Annotated in this window: 12 protein-coding genes and 1 tRNA gene; 8 read left to right on the top strand and 5 right to left on the bottom strand. The window is 62.5% G+C overall.

The annotated features are described in order from the left end of the window. Positions 1-63 precede the first annotated feature (63 nt). From EA187_RS06235 to EA187_RS06225, 3 genes are all read right to left on the bottom strand, one after another. Positions 64-2,025 carry a choice-of-anchor D domain-containing protein gene (locus EA187_RS06235; RefSeq protein WP_164856055.1) on the bottom strand — a complete coding sequence of 654 codons (1,962 nt, stop codon included), beginning with the start codon at positions 2,023-2,025 and terminating at the stop codon, positions 64-66. A gap of 298 nt (positions 2,026-2,323) precedes the next feature. Further along, positions 2,324-4,276, bottom strand: a complete 1,953-nt coding sequence (locus EA187_RS06230) for a choice-of-anchor D domain-containing protein (protein ID WP_164856054.1) — start codon at positions 4,274-4,276, stop codon at positions 2,324-2,326. A 373-nt stretch (positions 4,277-4,649) separates the two neighbouring features. Further along, complete coding sequence (locus EA187_RS06225) at positions 4,650-6,587, bottom strand: choice-of-anchor D domain-containing protein (RefSeq protein WP_115606721.1); 1,938 nt, start codon at positions 6,585-6,587, stop codon at positions 4,650-4,652. Between the two features lie 573 nt (positions 6,588-7,160). Here EA187_RS06225 and EA187_RS06220 point away from each other — a divergent pair. Continuing rightward, on the top strand, positions 7,161-8,459 hold the full coding sequence (locus tag EA187_RS06220; protein WP_115606723.1) for a hypothetical protein: 1,299 nt from the start codon (positions 7,161-7,163) through the stop codon (positions 8,457-8,459). Between the two features lie 175 nt (positions 8,460-8,634). On the opposite strand, the gene EA187_RS06215 is transcribed toward EA187_RS06220, so the two are convergent. After that, a complete protein-coding gene (locus EA187_RS06215; RefSeq protein WP_127779576.1) occupies positions 8,635-9,321 on the bottom strand; it encodes a hypothetical protein in 687 nt (228 codons plus the stop codon). Further along, positions 9,318-12,152, bottom strand: coding sequence for a neutral/alkaline non-lysosomal ceramidase N-terminal domain-containing protein (locus tag EA187_RS06210; protein ID WP_127779574.1), 2,835 nt, complete (start codon positions 12,150-12,152; stop codon positions 9,318-9,320). Before EA187_RS06210 ends, EA187_RS06215 begins: the two co-directional genes overlap by 4 nt. 346 nt (positions 12,153-12,498) lie before the next feature. On the opposite strand from EA187_RS06210, the gene EA187_RS06205 reads away from it, so the two are divergent. From EA187_RS06205 to EA187_RS06175, 7 genes are all read left to right on the top strand, one after another. Beyond that, positions 12,499-12,584, top strand: a tRNA-Leu gene (locus EA187_RS06205). 100 nt (positions 12,585-12,684) lie between these two features. Then, positions 12,685-13,326 (top strand): hypothetical protein, encoded by a 642-nt coding sequence (locus tag EA187_RS06200; protein WP_127779572.1) that lies wholly within the window; start codon positions 12,685-12,687, stop codon positions 13,324-13,326. A 53-nt stretch (positions 13,327-13,379) separates the two neighbouring features. Then, the gene (locus tag EA187_RS06195) at positions 13,380-14,678 is read left to right on the top strand and encodes a mechanosensitive ion channel family protein (protein WP_164856053.1); all 1,299 of its coding nucleotides are present in this window, start codon (positions 13,380-13,382) and stop codon (positions 14,676-14,678) included. A gap of 193 nt (positions 14,679-14,871) precedes the next feature. Continuing rightward, a complete protein-coding gene (locus EA187_RS06190; RefSeq protein ID WP_115606732.1) occupies positions 14,872-16,098 on the top strand; it encodes a baeRF3 domain-containing protein in 1,227 nt (408 codons plus the stop codon). Between the two features lie 242 nt (positions 16,099-16,340). After that, entirely contained in the window at positions 16,341-17,531 is a 1,191-nt protein-coding gene (locus EA187_RS06185; RefSeq protein WP_127779568.1) for a serine/threonine-protein kinase, read from the top strand. 189 nt (positions 17,532-17,720) lie between these two features. After that, positions 17,721-19,472, top strand: a complete 1,752-nt coding sequence (locus tag EA187_RS06180; protein ID WP_115606735.1) for an acyl-CoA dehydrogenase family protein — start codon at positions 17,721-17,723, stop codon at positions 19,470-19,472. 130 nt (positions 19,473-19,602) lie between these two features. Then, positions 19,603-20,841, top strand: coding sequence for a M20/M25/M40 family metallo-hydrolase (locus EA187_RS06175; protein WP_115606737.1), 1,239 nt, complete (start codon positions 19,603-19,605; stop codon positions 20,839-20,841). The last annotated feature ends 5 nt before the right edge of the window (positions 20,842-20,846 follow it).

The raw sequence follows: 20,846 nt of genomic DNA, 5'->3' as shown, positions 1-20,846 counted from the left end.
ACAGGGGAGGGCGCCCGAATCATGGCCAGCACGCTTGCCGAAGGCAAGCGTGTTTGATGGCTATCAGCGCAGCGTGGGAATTGACAAGATCTCATCGCGCACGAAGACGGTGGGCGGGGTGTTCCACACGATGCCGCCGACGTACCAGAACTGCTTGGCTTGAGTCAGAGGCTTGTCGCGGTATTCGTACACGAGCTGTTGGCTGAGGTAGTAGCGAACCGTGGCAAGCGAGGCGCCGTTACCGTTGGCGTTATAGTAGTGAACGCCGACGGAGTAGGCCAGGCCCTGGCCCGGATCGTTATGGTTGATGTTCTCAGGAGCAACACCATAAAGGTCGTCGATATCCAGCGAAGCACCAGCCAACTGGGTGCCCACACGTCCTACTTTGTAATTGTACCAGATGGAGGACCCATCCATGCTCCCCCAGGTGCCGGTTGAGCTGAGGTAGTGGAGGTCAAGGTCGGTGCCGCGCATGTTGGCCTGCGGGTTGGGCACGTTGGGGATGGTCCAGGTCAGCTGGATGTGGACGTCGTCTTCGGGCACGGCGTTGATGCGCACGATGGCGGATTCGCAGGAGGCCATGCCGAGCTCATCGTAGACCACCAGCTCCACTTCGTAGGTGCCAGCGATGTCGAGCCAGAGGGTGGGCTGGGCGTTGGCCGTGGACGGCTGCAGCTGGGAGAGCGAGCCGACCGGGCGCGAGATCACGCTCCACTCGTAGGTGATGTTGGTACCGTCGGGGTCGGAGGAGTCGGAGCCGTTGAGCTGGATGGTCTCCAGGGGGCTGGCGGCGAGCTCTGTCTGGTAGCGGTTGGAACCCTGGATGGTGGCGGTCGCTACGGCGATGGGGCAGACCGAGTCGGAGCCCTGACCCATCAGGGGAATCTCCAGCACGGATTTGGCCGGGTCATCCGAGAGGATGCGCAGCTCGCCCTCATGAGTGCTTACTTCGGTGGGGGTGTAGGTGAGCACGAAGTTGGAGGACTCGCGGGGCAGTAGAGTGATCGGCAGCTCCGGAAGGCTCTCGGGGCGCAGGCTGAAGGTGCCGCCGCCGTCGTCGTTGAGCGAAATTTCGCTGACGTTGAGCGCGGAGCCTGGCGAGCAGTTGCTGATGGTGATGGTGCGGTTGGTGGCGCGGTCGAGGGAGGCGATGTTGAAGTCGATGCCGTCCTCATCGGTCACGGCGATGCAGGCCGAGCCGCTGTTGCCGTTGAGGTTAATGCGGAACTCCCCACGGCTGGGGTCGTTGCTGTAGATGGTGATCTCACCGGTGGTGGGATCGTCGGTGGCCGGATTGAACCACACGCGCATCTCGAAGGACTCGTCGGGGGCCAACTCGGAGGGGAAGTCGGTGGTGTCCTGTTCCGGGGGAGGCAGCACGCCGTCGCCGTCGCGCGCACCGGGGAAGCTGACGCGGAATTCGCTGTTGCCGCCCATCACGATATCGTCGATGAGCAGAGGAGCCTGGCCGATGTTGGCCACCTGAGCCAACTTCCACTCTTCCTGTCCCGCGGGCACGCGAGGGAAGCTGATGGTGGGCGGCGAGAAGATCTCGGGGTTGAGGCCCTGGGTGCGGATGTTGACATCCACGGTGCCCTGGTTGCCCACCGAGGTATCGTTGGTGACCAGGCGTAAAATCCCACCATAGGTGATGGGCTGCTCGGGGCGATAGATCAGCTGGAAGTCGTATTCGGAGTTGGGAGCGACCTCTAGCGTGCCCTCGGGCCATTTGTTACCGGGGTAGAAGGCATCAATCGAAGCACTCCCGCTCTGCAGGATTTCGATGCTGGTGATGCGCAGAGGTCCGTCGCCGCTGTTGCCGATGACGATCGTCTCAGCGCTCTCTTCGCCCAACGCGATCTGCTGGAAGGAGATGGGGTTGGGATTCAGCGAGAAGGCGGCGGGGTCACCGCTTGAGATGCTATCTTCACCACAAGCGGTGGTGCCGACGACGAAGAGCAAGGCCAGCGCCAGCAGCAGCAGGTTCTTACCGTCGCGCAAGTAGGAGGGGGAGGGTCGCTTCATGGTGGTCGTCCTTCGTTCGTATTGAGGCGGCATTATCGCCGGCACACATAAGCCAGGCCGTCATCGGATGAGGAGGAGGCCGGAGCACATCGCAGCCACGCAAACCTGAGTCAGAGGCGAAACTATAGGCAGAGCTTGAGCTTGCGTCAATCTTTTGGGGAATGAATTCGGATTCATCAGGTGGCGAGGATCGTCGCCCTTATGATGATCTGTAGGGTTGTGTGGTCGAAAAGAGAAGGCCGAAGTCGATGACTTCGGCCTTCTCCAAAATCGGGGCGGCTGTTTTTGAAAGGGGGGGTTATCGACCGGGCATCCGGTCGGTGAGCTCGTCGACGGTGGTCACGCTGAACTCGGGGATCCCGATATCGGCAACATGCCAGAACTCTTCCTGGTTGCTCATGCGGCGCTCGAAGGTTTGAGCCAGGGTGCCGCCCAGGTAGATGTTGATGATGGCGTCAGTGGGGTAATCGCCGTCGGAGGTGCCGGGGAAGTAGTACACACCCACGGCGTAGCTGCCGGCGACAGCGTCGTCGTGGTTGACGTTTTCCGGACCGCCGCAGGGCCAGGTCCAACAGGTGTCATCATGATCAAGACTCACGGTGCTGCCATCGCCCCACGAGGGGGAGCGGTTTGACCAATAGACATCCCAGTTGCTGTCGTTCCATCCGTCAGCGTTCTGTGTGTGGAGGTAGTGGAGGTCGAGGTCGGTACCGGCGCCGGTGGGCATTTCCCAGGCCAGCTCCACCCAGATGTCGCCACCGGGGACGACGTCGATAAAGAGCTCGGAGGGCTCGCAGGAGGTGAGCCCTGCGCCGTCGTAGACGGTGAGTTCGACGACGTAGCGGCCAGCGTAGGGGAGCCAGAGGGTGGGAGACTCGGAGGTTATGGATGGCGAGATCTGGGTCTGGGCGCTGAGCGGCTTGTCGCGTAGCGACCATTCGTAGGTAACCTGGGTGCCATCGGGATCGTCAGAAAGGCTGCCGTCGAGCTCGATGGTAGCCAGGGGGCTTGCGACAATGCCTTCGGAGGCGTCGAACCAGCGGCTGGTGCCCTGAACGCGGGCGCGGGCGCGGGCGTTGGGGCAGGTCAGAAGCGAGCCCTGTCCGATGACGTCGACGTAGGTATTCTGGCGGGCGGCGTCGTTGCTGGTGATCTTGAGCACGCCTTCATTGAGGACTTCTTCGAGCGGAGCGTAGGTGAGCACGAAGTTTGCGCTCTGACGCGGGCCGATGTTGGCGACGCCGTCGGTCGAGAGGTTGCCGGGGAGGCTGGACTCGGCCACGTCAAAGACGCCGGCGTCATCTTCAAACTCGATCTTGCCGATGACCAGCTCGGCGATGGCGCTGCAGTTTGTGATGGTGACCGTGCGGCGGGCGATGTTGTCGATGGAGGCCTGACCGAAGTTGATCTCTTCGTCGACTTCCAGGCAGGGGGCATCGCTGTTGGCGGAGATGAGCACTTTGGTGCGCGGAGAGGCTTCGTCGTTGCTCTCGATGGTGATCTCGGCGGTACGGAAGTCCGAGCTGGTGGGCAGGAAGATCACGCGGACCATGACGGATTTTCCGGGAAGAATGACGTCGGGGGCCACGGTGGTGTCGTTGGCGCGGTCGGGGAACTGCCCTTCTTCCTCCTCGCCGGTGGGCTGGGGGTAGGTGATGGAGAAGTCGGAATGGCCATCGAGCACGATGGATGAGATTTCGAGGGGGGCGTAGCCGATGTTGGCGATCTCGGTGATGCGCCAGTCTTCGCTTCCCTCAGGAGTGCGGGCGAAGGTGACGATCTCGGGGGTGAAGATTTGTGGGGAGGGCGCGTCGGCGCGCAGCTCCACGTTGAAGGACTGCCGGGAGGGGTCGTTGGAGCGCATGTTGAGTACGCCGCTGGAGGCTGCGATAGCCGTGGGGGCGTATTCTACATAGATTTCAGCGAGCTCGCTGGGTGCCAGTCGCAACGAGGAGGGGGTGCCTTCGGCCAGGCTGAAGGCCGAGGCGTTTTCGCCCTGAATCTGGAAGGTGTCGACCGTGAGGGTGGCCGCGCCGGTGTTCTCAATGACGATGAGTTCGGCGATGGAGTCGTCAATGGCCACCTGCTCGAAGTTGAGCTGGGTGGGGTTGACGGTGAGGGTAGCTGCGTCGGTGCCGGTAATGGTGCCGTTGCCCTGGTCATCGTTGCAGGCAAAGAGCGCGAGGGAGAGGAAGACACTCAGGAGCAGCGTCAGACCGGAGGGGCACGAGTGGCGAAGAATGGGAATCATGAATGTATCCATCGGCAAAGTTATGTCAGTCGGTCTTCTAAGTGGAGCGCTGTCCATTGATGTTTACGACACGATCGAATGTCCTGGCCTGATCGTGCGATTCGGGCCGTAAATACGCTCGCCCGAGCGTGGTAGCGTAACGAGCTGGAGCCAGAAGGCGTGAGTCAGGAGGGAAAACTATAGGGAGCGCGTCATGGCGAGTCAATCTTCGCGCTGAATCGTCATTCAGTCTTGCGGGAGAGGTCCGCAAGTGCGCGTCGGAATGTATGTTTTAAGTCGCATCGCTTGTAGAAAGAAGAAGGCCGAAGTCGATGACTTCGGCCTTCTTCGCGTCACAGGTTTTATGCTTCCCAAATGGGAGAACGTGTTGCGTTTAGAGTGAGGGATACCCGTTGGGGAAGAGCTCATCGTAAACGGTCACGCTGAACTGCGGGATGCCGATGTCGGCGACATACCAGAACTCGGGGCTGGCATTCATACGCCGGTTCTGGGTCTGGGCGAGGCTGCCGCCCAGGTAGATGTTGACGGTGACGTCGGTGCCGCCCCCGCCGCCGCTGTAGAAGTAGACACCCACGGCGTAATCACCGGCAACGGCGTCATTGTGGTTGACGTTCTCAGGGCCACCGCAGCAGAGGTCATCGCGGTCCAGGCTGGTCTCGCTGCCGTCATTCCAGGTCGGGTTACGGTTACCGTAGTAGACATCCCAGGGGCGGGAGTTCCACCGGTCGGCGTTCTCCAGGTTGAGGTAGTGAAGATCCATATCAGTTCTGGCGCCCGAGACGGTTTCCCAGGCGAGTTCCACCCAGATGTCGCCACCGGGGACGACGTCGATGAAGAATTCGGCGGGCTCGCAGGAGGTGAGACCTGCGCCGTCGTAGACGGTGAGTTCGACGACGTAGCGGCCAGCGTAGGGGAGCCAGAGGGTGGGCGATTCGGAGGTGATGGATGGCGAGATCTGGGTCTGGGCGCTGAGCGGCTTGTCGCGTAGCGACCATTCGTAGGTAACCTGGGTGCCGTCGGGATCGTCAGAAAGGCTGCCGTCGAGCTCGATGGTGGCCAGGGGGCTTGCGACGATGCCTTCGGAGGCGTCGAACCAGCGGCTGGTGCCCTGGACGCGGGCGCGGGCGCGGGCGTTGGGGCAGGTCAGAAGCGAGCCCTGTCCGACGACGTCGACGTAGGTATTCTGGCGGGCGGCGTCGTTGCTGGTGATCTTGAGCACGCCTTCATTGAGGACTTCTTCGAGCGGAGCGTAGGTGAGCACGAAGTTTGCGCTCTGACGCGGGCCGATGTTGGCGACGCCGTCGGTCGAGAGGTTGCCGGGGAGGCTGGACTCGGCCACGTCAAAGACGCCGGCGTCATCTTCAAACTCGATCTTGCCGATGACCAGCTCGGCGATGGCGCTGCAGTTTGTGACGGTGACGGTGCGGCGGGCGATGTTGTCGATGGAGGCCTGACCGAAGTTGATCTCTTCGTCGACTTCCAGGCAGGGGGCATCGCTGTTGGCGGAGATGAGCACTTTGGTGCGCGGTGAGGCCGCGTCGTTGCTCTCGATGGTGATCTCGGCGGTACGGAAGTCCGAGCTGGTGGGCAGGAAGATCACGCGGACCATGACGGACTCACCCGGCAGAATAAGATCCGGGGCCACCGTGGTGTCGTTGGCGCGGTCGGGGAACTGCCCTTCTTCCTCCTCGCCGGTGGGCTGGGGGTAGGTGATGGAGAAGTCGGAGTGACCGTCGAGCACGATGGAGTCGATCTCAAGGGGAGCATAGCCGATGTTGGCGATCTCGGTGACGCGCCACTCTTCGGAGCCTTCGGGAGTGCGGGCGAAGGTGACGATCTCGGGGGTGAAGATCTGTGGGGAGGGCGCGTCGGCGCGCAGCTCCACGTTGAAGGACTGCCGGGAGGGGTCGTTGGAGCGCATGTTGAGTACGCCGCTGGAGGCTGCGATAGCCGTGGGGGCGTACTGTACGTAGATTTCGGCGAGCTCGTTGGGTGCCAGTCGCAACGAGGAGGGGGTGCCTTCGGCCAGGCTGAAGGCCGAGGCGTTTTCGCCCTGAATCTGGAAGTTATCGACCGTGAGGGTGGCCGCGCCGGTGTTCTCAATGACGATGAGTTCGGCGATGGAGTCGTCAATGGCCACCTGCTCGAAGTTGAGCTGGGTGGGGTTGACGGTGAGGGTAGCTGCGTCGGTGCCGGTGATGTTGCCGTCGCCATCGTCGTCGCCACAGGCGAAGAGCACGAGGGAGAGGAAGACACTCAGGAGCAGCGTCAGACCGGAGGGGCGGTGGGCGAAGAATGGGGGCTGGATCATGAATCTATCCGTCGGCAAGCGTGGGTCAGTGAACGTGAACACCGGCTGTGAGACGTGAGTTTCGGTTCGTGTGCGCTGCACAGGTGATCCCGAGACTATCTCGCAACTGCGCAAGGGTAGCGAACTGTAGGAGAAGCGTCAAAAGGTTGAGAGATAAAGAGCGATATCGATGAAATCCACGTGAAAAAAAGGGAGGAGAGAGGCGCAGAAGGTCCGGTGGCGGCTCCCGGACTCCCTGACTGCCAGTAGGGGGATCGGTGTCGAAGTCTTTTCGTCACGCGGGGAATCAACGTGCGGTGTGGTGGCGAGGGATCGTGAAAACCCCTGCGGCACCACGCTTCTCTCGATCCGATCTCGGGGGGCGCGCGGGAGGTCGCGACGTCTGCGTGCGTATGTAAGAAGATGTTAAGGTGGGTGTGCGACCGAACGCGCCATGGTGGCGATCAGAATGAAGATCGGATTGAATAAAGAAAATCAGGGCGTCGTCGATAAGGGTGCCGACGATGTAAACCGAGACACCGAGCGAGCTTTTTGGCCAGCCGGCCACACGCCAAAACGATGAGGAGAGAGAAGATGAACGCCAACGCGATGTGGAGACTGTTAGCGACGCTGGTGGTCGCGGCGCTGCTGCCGGGCTGTTTGATTGTCTCGGAGACCGATTACCACGACGACGATTGCAACGTGGATTGTTACGATTACGAGATGGTCCAGACCTATTGCGACGCCTGGCAGTGCTGGGACGAGTACTGGACTGAGACGACCTGCACCACGACCTGTGATGAGACATACTACCCCGACGACCCCTACACGGACCCGTGGGAGTCGGTGGAGTGCTACAGCGATGTGGAGTGTGGCCAGGGGCAGATCTGCGTGGGCAACCGCTGCGAGGCGGCCGATACCGATGTGCGTGGGGAGTCGGGGCTTTGCCAGGCGTGTGAGTCGTCGGCCGATTGTGTGGAAGAAGGCGCGCTGTGCATTCGCCTCAACTACGACCAGGCCAGCAACACGGGTGAGAAGGTCTGCGGGCGCATCTGCGACTACAACCACGAGTGTCCCGCCGGGTTTAGCTGCGTCAACATCAGTGGCGAGACCGGGGTGCCGTCGCAGTGCCTGCCTGACCTGAGCGAGAACAACCGGCGCACGTGCAACCCCTCGCCGGAGCTGGAGTGTGTTCGGGCCAACGACTGTCAGCTCGGTGAGAGCTGCGTGAATAACGAATGTGTTGGGCCGCAGAGCGCGGAGTGTGGAACGAACAACCCCTGCCCCAACGGGCAAGTCTGCCGCAATTTGAGCTGCGTGGCTGTGGACGCGCCGGAGTGTGTGGATCGCAACGACTGCTCGTCGAGCGAGATCTGCATCGATGGCGAGTGCGTGCGTCAGAATGAGAGCTGCATCTTCAATGAAGAGTGCGATTCGGATGCGCGCTGCGTCGACGGTCAGTGCCAGGCGACCTGCTCCGATGACGCGCAGTGTGGCGCCAACGAGCGCTGCCGCCAGGGGCTGTGTGAGGTTGTGGAGTGTCGTCGCAGCGGTGATTGCGCCGCGGGCAACATCTGCGTGGAGGCCTCCTGTGAGCCTTCCTGCCAGAGCAACGCGGAGTGCGGTGAAGGGTTCATCTGCTCGAGCCTCAACTACTGCGTCAAAGATCCCAACGTAGAATGCCGCGCGACCGCCGAGTGCGCCCGCAACGAGATCTGCGTCGACGGAAGCTGCGAGACGCCCTGCAGTTGCAACCAGCAGTGCGGTAACGGTCAGGTCTGCGACATGGATACCGGCCTGTGCGAGCAGCCCTCCGGCAGTGTGGCGCAGTGTGATGACGACTGCGACTGCCCCAGCGGTCTGAGCTGCTCGGCCAGCGGGCAGTGTGAGTGAGAGCGGGGAGGGCGGGCGTGAGTTTGCGCCCGCTCTCAGGACGCCCTGAGGCACCCGCAAAGCAAAGAAGCCCCGGCAGCTGACGCTGCCGGGGCTTCTTTGTTCCAGGGGCATGTGAAGATCTGCGTAGTGTCGCACTCGGGAGGTCGTTCAGGCTCCTGGAACGAAGAGGACTTCAGTCGAGCGAGGCTTCGGGTTCGTTGGCCGAGGCCGGGTTGGCTTCGGGGATGGGCTCGTAGGGAACAAGCTCAAAGACCTCGGAGGTGACGCAGGGGGTCTCATCGCCCAGATCGCTGGCGAGTTGCGGGGTACACTCCAGATCGCCTTCGAGGACTATGAGGGTTTCGTAGCGCTGGCGGGTGTGCCGAGCGGAGGGACCGTCGAGGATAAACTCGGAGTCGATGCGGCCGACCCGGCACCAGCTTTCCAGATCGCCGCGGGTGGCAGGCGACGCGTAGGCGTAGCTGGCGCTGGCCGTGGCGTCGTCATGGTTCCACGTGAGGCGATCTTCGGGGCGAGTAGGCTCGGCGCAGCTGGAGAAGTCGGAACAATCAGCCAACTCCAGGCTCTGAGAGGGCGATGCCGTTGCAGCCTCGGCGCCGATCTCAGCGGCGGCCTCGGCGTTTGGCTCGGCATCAGGAGTGGAGCGGCGCGCCTCAACGCCGGCCAAAGGCGCCTGAGCAGGCTGCGGGATACAGCCCTGCTCGTCGAGACGGTAGGCATGGATGGCCCACAGACCCAGAGCATCTTCGATGGTGGGTTTGGGGGGCGGGGCATTGGCGGTGGGGTTTTTGCAGCCGATGCCAAGCGTCAGGCTGAACCCCACCGCCAGCCAGGCGGTGCGGTGATTAAGAAGGCTCATGGAAGATCCACGCTCAGGGTGGTGAGAAGCTCGCCGTTGTTACTGAGAGTGTCGGTGAGTTGAAGGTCGAAGTCGGCCTCGCCCTCGCTCAACGCGCCGTCGAGGGTGACGATGACGCGGGTGACGGGCACGTTGCTGCGGCCTTCGACCGTCTCAAGCTCGGTGGACACCGTTACTTCTGTGAAGTTAAGCGCGCTCTCGCCCTGGCGAACTTCGCCGGTAAAAGTGTTGAACTCGGTATCGGCCATGACCGGGATGGGAAGGCCGGCGGCAACTTCGGGATGATGCATGCGGAAGGAGCCGATGAGTTTGGCGCGATCTCCGGCCGGACCCGACGTCAACACTTCGCCGGCTGCCGGGTAGGCGAGGCGCGCGCTGAAGGTGGTGGGGCTGAGGACCTCGATCTGGTCGATGGTCATGGCGGTGGAGGGCACGATCTCGAAGGTATTGGTGGTGGCGCTGTAAGGAGTGCGCTCGCCAGAGTCGGCGTTGAGGTAGTGGCCTTCGATCAGGAAGCGGTAGGTGCCCAGGGGGAAATCTTTGGTTTCTTCCCAGTAGGCGCCCCACTCCCAGGCGTCGTCTTCGCCCTGGCGGATGCGGGTCATGAAGACGGACTCGCGGTTATCGTAGGGCGCGCGGCTGGGGAGGAGGACAGGCTCAAAGCCGCCTTCACCGTCGGCACGTTCCAGCGCGATACGCGGGGCCTGGAACATCTCGGCGCCCGGGTCACCACCGCGCCAGGTGATATCAATCGGCTGGCGGCGCTCCACCTGAGCGGGGGGCTGATCGATGATGCGGCCCACATCGTCGGGGTCGCTCGGGTCCATCGGGAAGTTGGGTTGTCCCGTGGGAGCAAACTCATCGGGAAGGGGCACCGGCACGCTCACCGTGACATCTTCGCCGCGCATGATGCCCACGGCCTCCACGGCGCGATCAACAAGGTAGTCGCCGAATTTGTAGCCCCAGGTGCCCATCTGCGCTTCGTAGCCGCCTTGCAGGAAGCTGAAGGTGAAGTCGGGGTAGTCATCGAGATCGCCCACCAGAGAGTGGCCCGGGAAGGGGGGGCGCTCGCCACGCACGTTGGTCGGCGAGAGGTAGAGCAGGTGATCTTGAGCATAGCCCCAGGTGAAGGAGTTGAAGGGGTCAATGCCCCAGGCGTCGCGAAGCGCGCGCTGGATGTCCCAGCCCAGCTCCATGGCGAGTTCTCCGGGCATGGTGACGATGGTCAGGTCGTTGAGCTGCAGCGCGGTGAGCTGGCTTTTGCCAAAGAGGGTCACCGGGCGGTGGAAGGCGATCTGGTGGATGCCCATGCAGCCAAATTCGCCGGGTTCGGCATGGGTCGACGGATCGTCATCTTCGGGAAGATCGCATTGGAAGGCGCCGTGGTAGAATTCGCCCTCGTGGGTGGGGCTGTTTTCCATGGCAAATTCGCCAGGCTCATAGCCCAGATCGTCCACTTGAATGGAGAAGCGCTGGGTGTGGCCGTTGAAACTCCACTCGGTGGTGGTCTCCATCTGGGTGAGGGGCTCGATGACGCGCTCGGCGAAATGCTCGCCAATGCGCTCGAAGATCTGGGGGCCGCGGTGGCCGTAGCGGTCGCCGCGGGGCGACATCGTGCCGCCGTTCTGGTTGAAGTACATCACCGGCACGTGGCGGTCGTAGTGTTGGCCGAGCGCTTTCTCCAGCCCGCGCTCCACGCCGGCCAGGGCATCCCCGGTCATGTAGTCGCCGGAGTTATGGGTGCCATGGCTGCCGAAGCTCACCAGCACGCCGCGTGGGTTGCCCTCAAGATCGTCGACGCGGAGCATCAGTACGCGGTTATCATCAAAGGCCGGGGTGGCGCCCCAGCGGTCGCTGGAGATGACGTCGTCGACGTCGAAGCTCTCAACAACATCCCAGCCCATGCGGGCGGGGGCGAGGTCATTGAGGGCGGCCAGGGCGGCCTCGGTGAAGGAGTCGGTGAGCCAGTCGAAGGCCTCCTGGTGGAACTCATCGGTCCCGAGGGTGCCGAGCGGGATGGGGGCCTCTTCGCCGGCGGGCAAATGCCAGTGACGGCCAGGGCCGGAGTGGGTGTGCGTGCCGCTGAGCACCAGGCTTGAGCGCCAGTCGCGGCCGGTTTCCTCCTGAAGTCGGCGTGCCACCGCTTCGTGCAGAGCGCCGGAGGGGAAGATGATCGGCGCACGCAGGAGCACCAGCTGGCGGGTGCCATCGTCGAGGGCCAGGCCACGGGCGTAGAGGCCGTGCATCTGGCCGCGACTGGGACGCAGCGACTCGGCGTATCGCCCGGCGTTAAAGGCTGCGCGACTGCCGTAGCCGCCCATCGAGAGGCCGATCGGGAACTTCATCAGCACGTTCGCCACGCCGGCTTGAAGGGGCGCCGGCGTATCGCCGCCGGGGTGTTCGCCGGTGAGTTCGCCGGTGAAGGGAAGGCAATTGCCGTTGTCGGTGCAGACGTTGCCGGCGGGGCAGTGCGAATCGAGCGCGCAGTGCACCACGCATGTGCTCTCAATGCAGCTGGTGCGGCGGGCAAGGTCGGGAGCGATCTCGGCAAACGCGTTCACGCAGGAGGCCCACTGGTCGCGGCGACCGCACTCCGGGGCAGGAACGCATTCGCCGGCCTCGGTGTCGCAGTAGGTTCCCGGGGCGCACTCCGACTGGAACTCGCAGCTCTGTGGCCCGGCGTCGGCGTCGGGACCGACATCGTCGATGTCGGTGTCTTCGTCGGTGGCGTCGGGGGTGTCGGCGGGGCCGTCAGGCTCGGAACACGCCGTGAGACCGGCCAGCGCAATGATCAGTGCGGCGAGGAGGTGGGGAAGGTTGGAAGATCGCACAAAAGACTCCAAGCAGGGGCGGTGAGGCCGCCGAGAAAAGGTGCCAGTCAAAGTGCGAGGATCCTAGCGCCTGCGCGCGTTTGAAACAACGCCGGCCCTTATCTGGCTCACCAAACACGTTTTTGCAGTGCGGATCTACGGGGCGAGGGGTGTTTTTCTATTGTGTTTCAGCGGTTTAGGCCGTTCGTTTGGCCGGTTTGACGGTGGGGCAGGTGGCCGTGGGAGCAGGTCGCTGCTCGGGGGCGCCAGAACTTTTATGAACGACGTGCGTTTTTTTGATTGACACTCTCGGAGCGTCTGCCTATACACCGTCTCACTCGCTGAGGGGGAAACCCCGACGCAGCGGGCGGAAGTGGCGGAATTGGTAGACGCGCTGGACTAAGGATCCAGTGGGCGTAAAAGCCCGTGGGGGTTCGACTCCCCCCTTCCGCATCATCAAAAAGACCAGGACCTGAAAAGGTGCTGGTTTTTTTGTGTCCGGGATTTGGGGATGGGGCCTTTATCAGGATTTACCAACGCGTCGAGCTCTCTTATGCCTGATGACCTACTCACCATCGCCGAGCGCTATAGTAGGCGGCTGAATACAGGTTTTTTCTCGACGAAAGGTGAAGAGGAAGCTGTTTTCCTGGACCTAATCTGGGCATGGGAGCACGTAGACGATCCCGGTGAGTTTCGAAACCTGTTGGACGCGACGTTTTGGTGCGATCTTCCCATGTGGCTGATAAGTCGCACCTTTACCTATCTTTTACGCAACGAGGGGAGGGTGCCAGAGCTTCTGGAGAACTATTGTGCGTTTTTAGCCATGTACTGTGGTCTTGCGCAGGACGTGCCGTATTTGCTTCATCAAGAAGCGGATGCGTTGCGCCATTGCCGAAAAGACGAAGCCGAGGCGATATTTCGCTCGCTGCCAGACTATCGATGGGGGGATCTTGTCATCATAAAAGATGAGGCGCCCGAGGCGTTTGGGCCCGGCCGTGTCGCGCTGGTGTATGCGGAGATTTTTGTGGTGAAGGATGCTCGAGAAGCCGCAAGTTATGGTGTTGATGTTGGCGAATGGATTTATGAGGTGCTGCATCATCCCTTTGACCTCTTTCGCCTGGATGGTCGATTTGTGTTCGTTCCGGCGCGATGGTTGAAGCCAGGGCCGGCGTGGGAAGACGTTTTGAATGCATAATATTTTGAAGCCGACACGTGAGCGGAGCAACAGCCATGCAAGGGACGCGCAGCATGTTAAGTCGAGCGATGACGTTGGGTGTGGCGAGCTGGGTATGGGTGTGTCTGAGCGCGCGTGGCGCCTTTGCCCAGGAGGCCCGGGAGAGCGGCGCGGCCGAGGGTGAAGCGCCCGGTCATTCGCCGCTGCCGAGCTATGAGGCGGTGATCGATGATGTGATGGCGCTCGACGTGCTGGATATTGCGCTGTGGCGGGTGGGGCTTGCGTGTGTGGTGTTGATGGCGGGCATCCTGATGCGCACGACCCTGCTCGATCGCTTGATGCGGCCGCTGGAGAAGTTGGCCGCGCGCACCGAGACCGATGTCGACGATCGCCTGCTCGCCGCGATTCGAAAGCCCCTGGGCTGGCTCTTTAACCTGATCGCGACCTATGCGGCGGTGCTGATTTTGCAGGTGCCCGAGGCGCTGCATCAGGTCACGGTGCTGGTGCTGCAGACGATGGGCACGGTTTTTGTGGCCTGGATGATCTTCAACGTTGTGGACGCCATCGGGGCTTATCTGGAGGTGCTGGCCCGGCGGACGGATTCGGGCATCGACGATCATCTGGTGCCGCTCTTAAAGCGGGTGATGCGTCTGGCGGTGCTGGTGGTGATGGTGATCACCGTGATCCAGCAGTGGGGCTACGATGTGACCAGTCTCATTGCCGGTCTGGGCCTTGGGGGGCTTGCGTTTGCGTTGGCGGCGCAGTCGACGCTCTCGAACTGGTTTGGTTCGGTGATGATCCTGACGGACCGCCCCTTTTCGATAGGTGATCTGGTGGAGTCGGAACACGGGGAGGGGCGCGTGGTGGAGATCGGGCTTCGCTCCACGCAGATTCGCACTTTTGATCGGACGATCATCACGGTGCCCAACGCCGATATCGCCACGACGGCGGTGGCGAATCTTAGCAAAGAGGGGGTGATCGCGATCTCGACGACCCTGGGTATGACCTATGGGACGTCGAAGGCGGCGATTGAGCGCATTATCGGACGCATTCGGGAGCTTCTGCGCGACGATGACGAGGTGGTCCACGAGCAGTTCGTGGTGAGCTTTGCCGGGTTCGGGGCCAGCTCGCTGGATATCTATGTGCATTGCTTTGCGCGAGCCACAAACTGGTATCAGTGGCACGCGATCCGCGAGCGGCTCTTTTTTGAAATGATGGATATCGTGGAGGAAGAGGGCGGCTCGTTTGCCTTCCCGAGCCAGTCGCTCTACCTGGAGACGCCGGTGCGCCTGGAGGGTATCCCGGGGTCGGGGAGGGGGGAGAGCCTGGAGCGTGGATCGCGCGAGGGCGCGAGCGCGGAGCCCTTGGCCTGAGCGATGTTCGGGGGCTTTTAGGAGGGGAGGGGGAGGGGCGGATGGGGCGTGTAACGTCTTGAAATGAAAGGGGGATGCGGCGCTGTGTGGCTTGCCGTGGGGGGCTTCGGTCTTACAACTTCGAGAGCGCCAGGGAGGCGTCGGAGGCGGTGGTGGGAAGCCTCACATCAATCCAACGGATGAAGGAGTACGTATGGACCGCTTTGGGACGACCGAATTTCGCGAGCTGGTGGGTGTGAACGCCACCCCGGCGATCTCGATCTACATGCCCGTGGAGCGCCGGGAGATGACGGGGAAGGTCAACCGTCTGAAGTTGCGCGGGCATCTGGAGGAGGCGGAGCGGAGGATCAAGGCGGCCGAGGTGCTCGATGCCGAGGCCAGTGAGGCGCTGCTCAAGCCGATGTATGCGTTGGTCGAGGATCGCGACTTCTGGAATCAGTCGGGTGAGGGCGTGGCGATCTTTGTGTCTCCCGAGTTTCAGCGGGTTTACTGGTTGCCGCGCGCCTTTGAGGAGGAGGTGGTGGTGGGCGACAATTTTCACACACGTCCCCTGCTGGGGATGCTGGCCACGCCGGCCAATTACTGGGTGCTGGCCGTTGGCGAGGAGCAGGTCAACTTCTGGGAGGGGAGCGTCTCAGGGGCATCGCTGGTGGAGGTTGAGAACTTGCCGAGCGATCTTCATGACGCGCTTCAACTCGAAGAGGAAAAAGATCAGGACGGGTTGATGCCGGGTTCGGCGAACGGGCCGCGCAACGGGCGTCCGGGCGGGTTTATGTCGCCGATGGTGCGCGGCCATGGCGGTGGACGCGATCAGCATAAGGCCTACCTGAAGCAGTATTTTACGCGGGTCAGCGAGGCGATCGCCGACTATCTGGGGGAGGCGCAGGGGCCGCTGATCCTGGCGGCGGTGGATTTCTGCCATCCGATCTTTCATGACGCCGCGCGCAGCGCCGGGCTCTCCCAACTTGTGGAGTCGGGGATTGAGGGGAATGTGCATTTCTGGAGCGATGCGGAGATTCACCAGCGGGCCTGGCCGATTGTCGAGGCTCAGGCGCTGGCGAGGGTGGAGCGCGCGCTGGAGCTCTGGGAGCGAAGTTACGGCAAAGGCAGCGCCGAGATCGATCTCTCGCAGGTGGCACGTCGGGTGGCCGAGGGGCGAGTGCATATGTTGCTGCTCGATGAGAGCGCGCAGCTGCGTGGCGACTTCGATCGGGAGATGGGCCAGATCCACGAGCTCGAAGACGGGGCGGAGGAGAGTGAGCAGGCCCTGGCCAAGGATGTCTACGACGAGCTGGCCGAGGTGGTCATTGAGATGGGCGGTGAGGTGGTGGTGCTCCCCCATGAGAAGATGCCCAGCCAGACCGGGCTCGGGGCGATTTTGCGCGGTGGGGATACGCCGATGACCACCTCTCAGATCTGAGTCGGAATTCAGGGTGAGGGCGTGCCGGGTGCAGCGTTTGCGATGATGGGCGAAGCTCGGATAGGAAGTTGATCTGAGACGTGGATCTGAGAGGAGGCGTCGCCGGCGAAGCCGGCGACGCTTTTTATTGGGTCTGGTCCAGGCACGGGGGCTTTGTGGCCTGAGCGCGAAGGGTTTATGGTGGGGCCTCTTTGATGATGTTGGATGGATGTTAAAGCAGGCAGCCCCGCGAGCGTCTGACGATGACCACGCAGCCCACCGACAAAACGCCACCGAGGCAACGTTCTTCGACGCAGCCCCTCGACGCCCCGCAGATGCTGGTGGGTCGAGTGCTGGAGGGACGCTACCGTCTGGACCGGGTGCTTAACGCCGGGGGGATGGGCATTATCTTTGAGGCCTGCCAACTCTCGGTGCATCGCACCGTGGCGGTGAAGGTGCTCAAGCCCACGCTCACCGGGGATCCCTCGCTGGTGGAGCGCTTTCAGCTGGAGGTGGAGCTTGTCTCGGGGATTGCGCACCCGCATGTGGTGCAGCTGATCGATTCGGGCACGGACGCCGGCGGGCTGACCTACCTGGTGATGGAGTACGTCGACGGGGTGACCTTTCGTCAGGCGTTGCGACGCGGGCACTTAAAGTTGGCCGACATCCTGGAGGTTTTTGCCCAGGTGTGTGAGGCGCTCATTGAGACCCACGGTCAGCAGATCATTCACCGCGATCTCAAGTTCGACAACATCATGCTTACCCGACAGCGTGACGGGCGGATCCATGTGAAGCTGCTGGACTTCGGGGTGGCCAAGTTGCTCTCCCGCGATCGGGAGTTGACTCTGGGCGGGCAGGTTGCGGGCACGCCCGGGATCATTGCCCCGGAGCTTGTCGACGGGAAGCGGCCTTCGGCCAGCAGCGATCTTTATAGCCTGGGAGTGCTGCTCTTTACGGCGTTGACGGGGGAGGCTCCCTTTCAGGGGGAAAACGATCTGGCGTTGATGCTCGCGCATAAGACCGAGCCTCTGCCCAATTTGCGGGCGCGGGTGGGAGCGGCGGTGCCCGAGGAGGTCACGGAGCTGACCTGTGAGCTTCTTGAGAAAGACGTGGGGCGGCGGCCCCGTGAGGCGGCCAAGGTCCGCGATCGTCTGCGGCGGATGCGTGAGACCTTGCTCACGCGCGATCCGGATGCGTCAGTCTACATTCCGCCCCAGCGCGACGCGCTTGATGAGACTGGCGAGCGCAGCCCCTTGCCGCTGATGGTGCTCAAGCCCGATGACCTGGATCAGCCGCGACTTCCGCCGCGGCGCGAGGGGTTGATCGGGCTGATTTTTCCCGAGCCGCTGGTCGCGCCGATGACCATTGTGACGATGATGAGCCTGATCCTCATCCTGCTCATCGTGGCGTTGATGTACATGCTCTATCAGCAGTTTGGTCCGGTGCCGGCGTAAGTACGCTGCGCGCATCCGTGGCGTGTTCGTGAGGTGGGGGGCTTTGCGGTGTGCGTGAGCGGTGTGTAGGTTTGCCCGGTCCGAGGTTATCAGGCGTGCGGCGAAGGCGCGCATCGCCCCGAATGATGGCTGAAACCACCAAAAGTGAGCGCTCGCTAACCTGTCGGGCGCATCGGAAGGAGTGAGACGATGGCTGATACGATCGAGCCCGGCTTTGAGACGCCGCAGTCCAACGCCCGCGGACGTCAGGCACTAAATAACTTCGGGGAGGCGCAGCGCCATAATGCGTATCAGGCCGATGCTCATTTTCAGCGGGTGATCCGCCGCTACGCGCGGCCCGAGAGGCTGGAGGCGCTGGAGGCGGCGCTCGACGCCTTTGGCGAGGTGGTGCTCGGCGAGCTTGATGAGGTGGTGCGAAAGAATAATGAGACGGCGAACCTGCCTCAGCTCAGTCGGTATACCGGGTTTGGGGAGCGGGTCGAGCAGATCGATCATCACCCCAGCTACCATGAGGCCGGGCGTTTCATTTACGGCTCCGGCGTGATGGCGGCGTACGCGGAGCATCCCAACACCATGGGGGCATTGAGCCGTTTTTACCTCTCAAGCCTCAACGGGGAGGCCGGTCACAACTGTCCGCTGGCGTGTACCGCCGGGGTGATCCGGGTGTTGCAGGAGCTGGGAAGCGAGGAGCTCAAAGCGACCTACCTGCCGGGCTTCCTCGACGCGGACTATGCCAACCACCTGGAGGGGGCGCAGTTTCTCACAGAAATTCAGGGGGGCAGCGATGTGGGGGCCAACGGCACCCGGGCGCTGCGCCAGGAGGATGGCAGCTACCGCATCTATGGCGAGAAGTGGTTCTGCTCGAATATCGACGCCGACGTCTTCCTGATGACCGCCAGGGTTGAGGAGTTAGGCGCCGATGGCACCCGTGGGTTGGGGCTTTTTCTGGTGCCGCGTCGGCTCGACGAGGGCTCGGTCAATGCGTTTTATGTGCGGCGGCTTAAAGACAAGCTGGGCACGCGATCGATGGCGTCCGGGGAGTGTGATTTCCGGGGCGCGCGGGCCTTCCATATGGGGGAGGTGGGCGAGGGGTTCAAACATATGATGAACCTCGTGATCAACACCTCGCGTCTCTATAACGCGGTGGGATGCTGCGGAGTGATGCGTCGGGCGTATATCACGGCCAAACTTTATGCGGATTATCGTGAGGCCTTTGGCCAGGCGATCATCAACTACCCGCTGGTGCAGGAGACGCTGGCCGATATGCGCGCGGAGTTGGAGGCGATGGTATCTGCGAACTTCCATCTGGCGGCGCTCCAGGATCGCCTCGATGATGGGAAGGCCACGGAGCGCGAGGGGCAGTTTTTGCGCATGGCGATCAACCTCAACAAGTCGCGAACGGCGATGTCGGCGCGCCGGGCGTGTGTGCAGGGTATTGAGGTGCTTGGTGGAAACGGTGCCATCGAGAGTTTTTCGGTGCTGCCGCGGCTGCTGCGTGACGCGATCGTGTATGAGAACTGGGAGGGCACCCACAACACGCTCTACATGCAGGTGCTGCGTGATATGCATCGCTACAAGGTGCACTGTGGCTTCTTCGCATACTTGAGCGGGCTGCTCGATGGGGTGAAGGGCAGCGAGAAGGCGCGGGCCGATGAGCTGGCCTGTGTGTTGGGCGAGCTCTCGGCGAAGGTCGACAGGGTTCTGAGCTTGCAGCAAGCCAGCGCGAGTCTGGCGATGCGTGGGCTGGTCGATGAGTTGGCCTACCTGCTCTATGCGGTGGTGCGGGTCTGGGAGCGCGACTCCGCCGAGTTGCAGGGGGCCGATGATGCGATGGATCTGGCCTCGCTGGAGCATTTTCTCGATCTTCGGGTGCGCGGTGAGCGGCGCGTGGATGAATCGGGATATCTCAAGCGTTTGCAGACGCTGGCCGCGCGCATCTGAGCGTGCGGCGCGCGCAACGAAACAGAAGCACTCCGGCATGGTGCGGCGCGTCATAATCGAGCGTTGCCAGCGACCTGTGTGGTCACTAGGTTGAGCCCGGAAGTTCACGCAACCCAAGATGAGTGAGATTATGAGCGAGACGAAGCAACCGTGGAACCAGTCGATGCCCGAGGCGCAGTTTAACTTCATGCGTGACATACTCGCCGCTCCCAGCCCGATCGGGCTGGAAGGCGCGATGACCTACGGGGTGCTCAAGCCACGCTTCGATAAGGTGAAGATGGAAGGCTGGGCGGTGCATCAGTTCCGCGGCAACGCTGGCCTGGTGCTCGATACGCACCCGGGTGAGGATGATCGCCTCACGGTGATGATCATCGGTCATGCCGACAAGATCCGTATGCAGGTGCGCAGCATCTCTGAAGACGGCAAGATCTGGATCAACAGCGACTCGTTTTTGCCGCTGACCCTGCTGGGTAATGAGGTGATCCTCTTCAGCGAAGATCCCGAGAAGCCGGGCAACTACCGTGAGATTCGCGGGGGCACGATCGAGGCGCTCGGAGCGATCCACTTCGCCGACAGCTCGGTGCGCACCGGCGATAAGGGCCTTAAGCCTGAGCAGCTTTACCTGGAGCTGGGGCTGCACGGCGAGGATCGTAAGAAGCAGGTCGAGAAGCTCGGAATTCGCGCTGGCGATCCGATCCTGCTTGATCGTCCCATTCGTCGTGGTTTTGGGCCAGATAGCTTCACCGGGGCCTACCTGGACAACGGGCTGGGCTGCTTTGTGAGCGCGGAGTGCGCGCGTATTCTGGCCGAAGAGGGCGGGCTCAAGAACGTGCGCGTGCTCTTCGCCATTGCGACTCACGAAGAGATCGGTCGCTTCGGAAGTCGGGTGCTCGCCGGAGAGCTTAAGCCGGATGTGGTGATCGGTGTGGACGTGAACCACGACCTTGAGGCCGCTCCGGGCGTGGGAGATAAGCGCTTTACACCGCTGAAGATGGGCAAGGGCTACACCCTGAGCGTGGGTGCGGTGGCCAGCGAGTTCTTGAATCGTCTGTTTGAAGAGGCCTCGATCGCCAACGAGATTCCCGTGCAGCGCGATGTGTGCGGCCGTGACACCGGCACCGACGCGATGGCGGCGGTTCTGGCGAGCGTGGACGCTGCGGCGACCTCGATCGGGTTCCCGATTCGCAACATGCACACCGTCTCGGAGCTGGGTCATACCGGCGATGTGCTGGCGTCGATTTATGCCATCGTGCGCACCCTGCAGAAGATGGATGAGGCCAATGATGGCAAGGGTCTCACCGCGGAGGACTTCCGCAACGGGCACCCGCGCCTCGATCAGGTGGAGACGCTGACCCACCGAGGTGCGTGAGCCTC

The sequence above is a fragment of the Lujinxingia sediminis genome (assembly GCF_004005565.1).
In the GTDB taxonomy this organism is placed as follows: domain Bacteria; phylum Myxococcota_A; class Bradymonadia; order Bradymonadales; family Bradymonadaceae; genus Lujinxingia; species Lujinxingia sediminis.
Note: the sequence above shows the minus strand (reverse complement) of the source record. Positions and strands in the feature narration are given on the sequence as shown.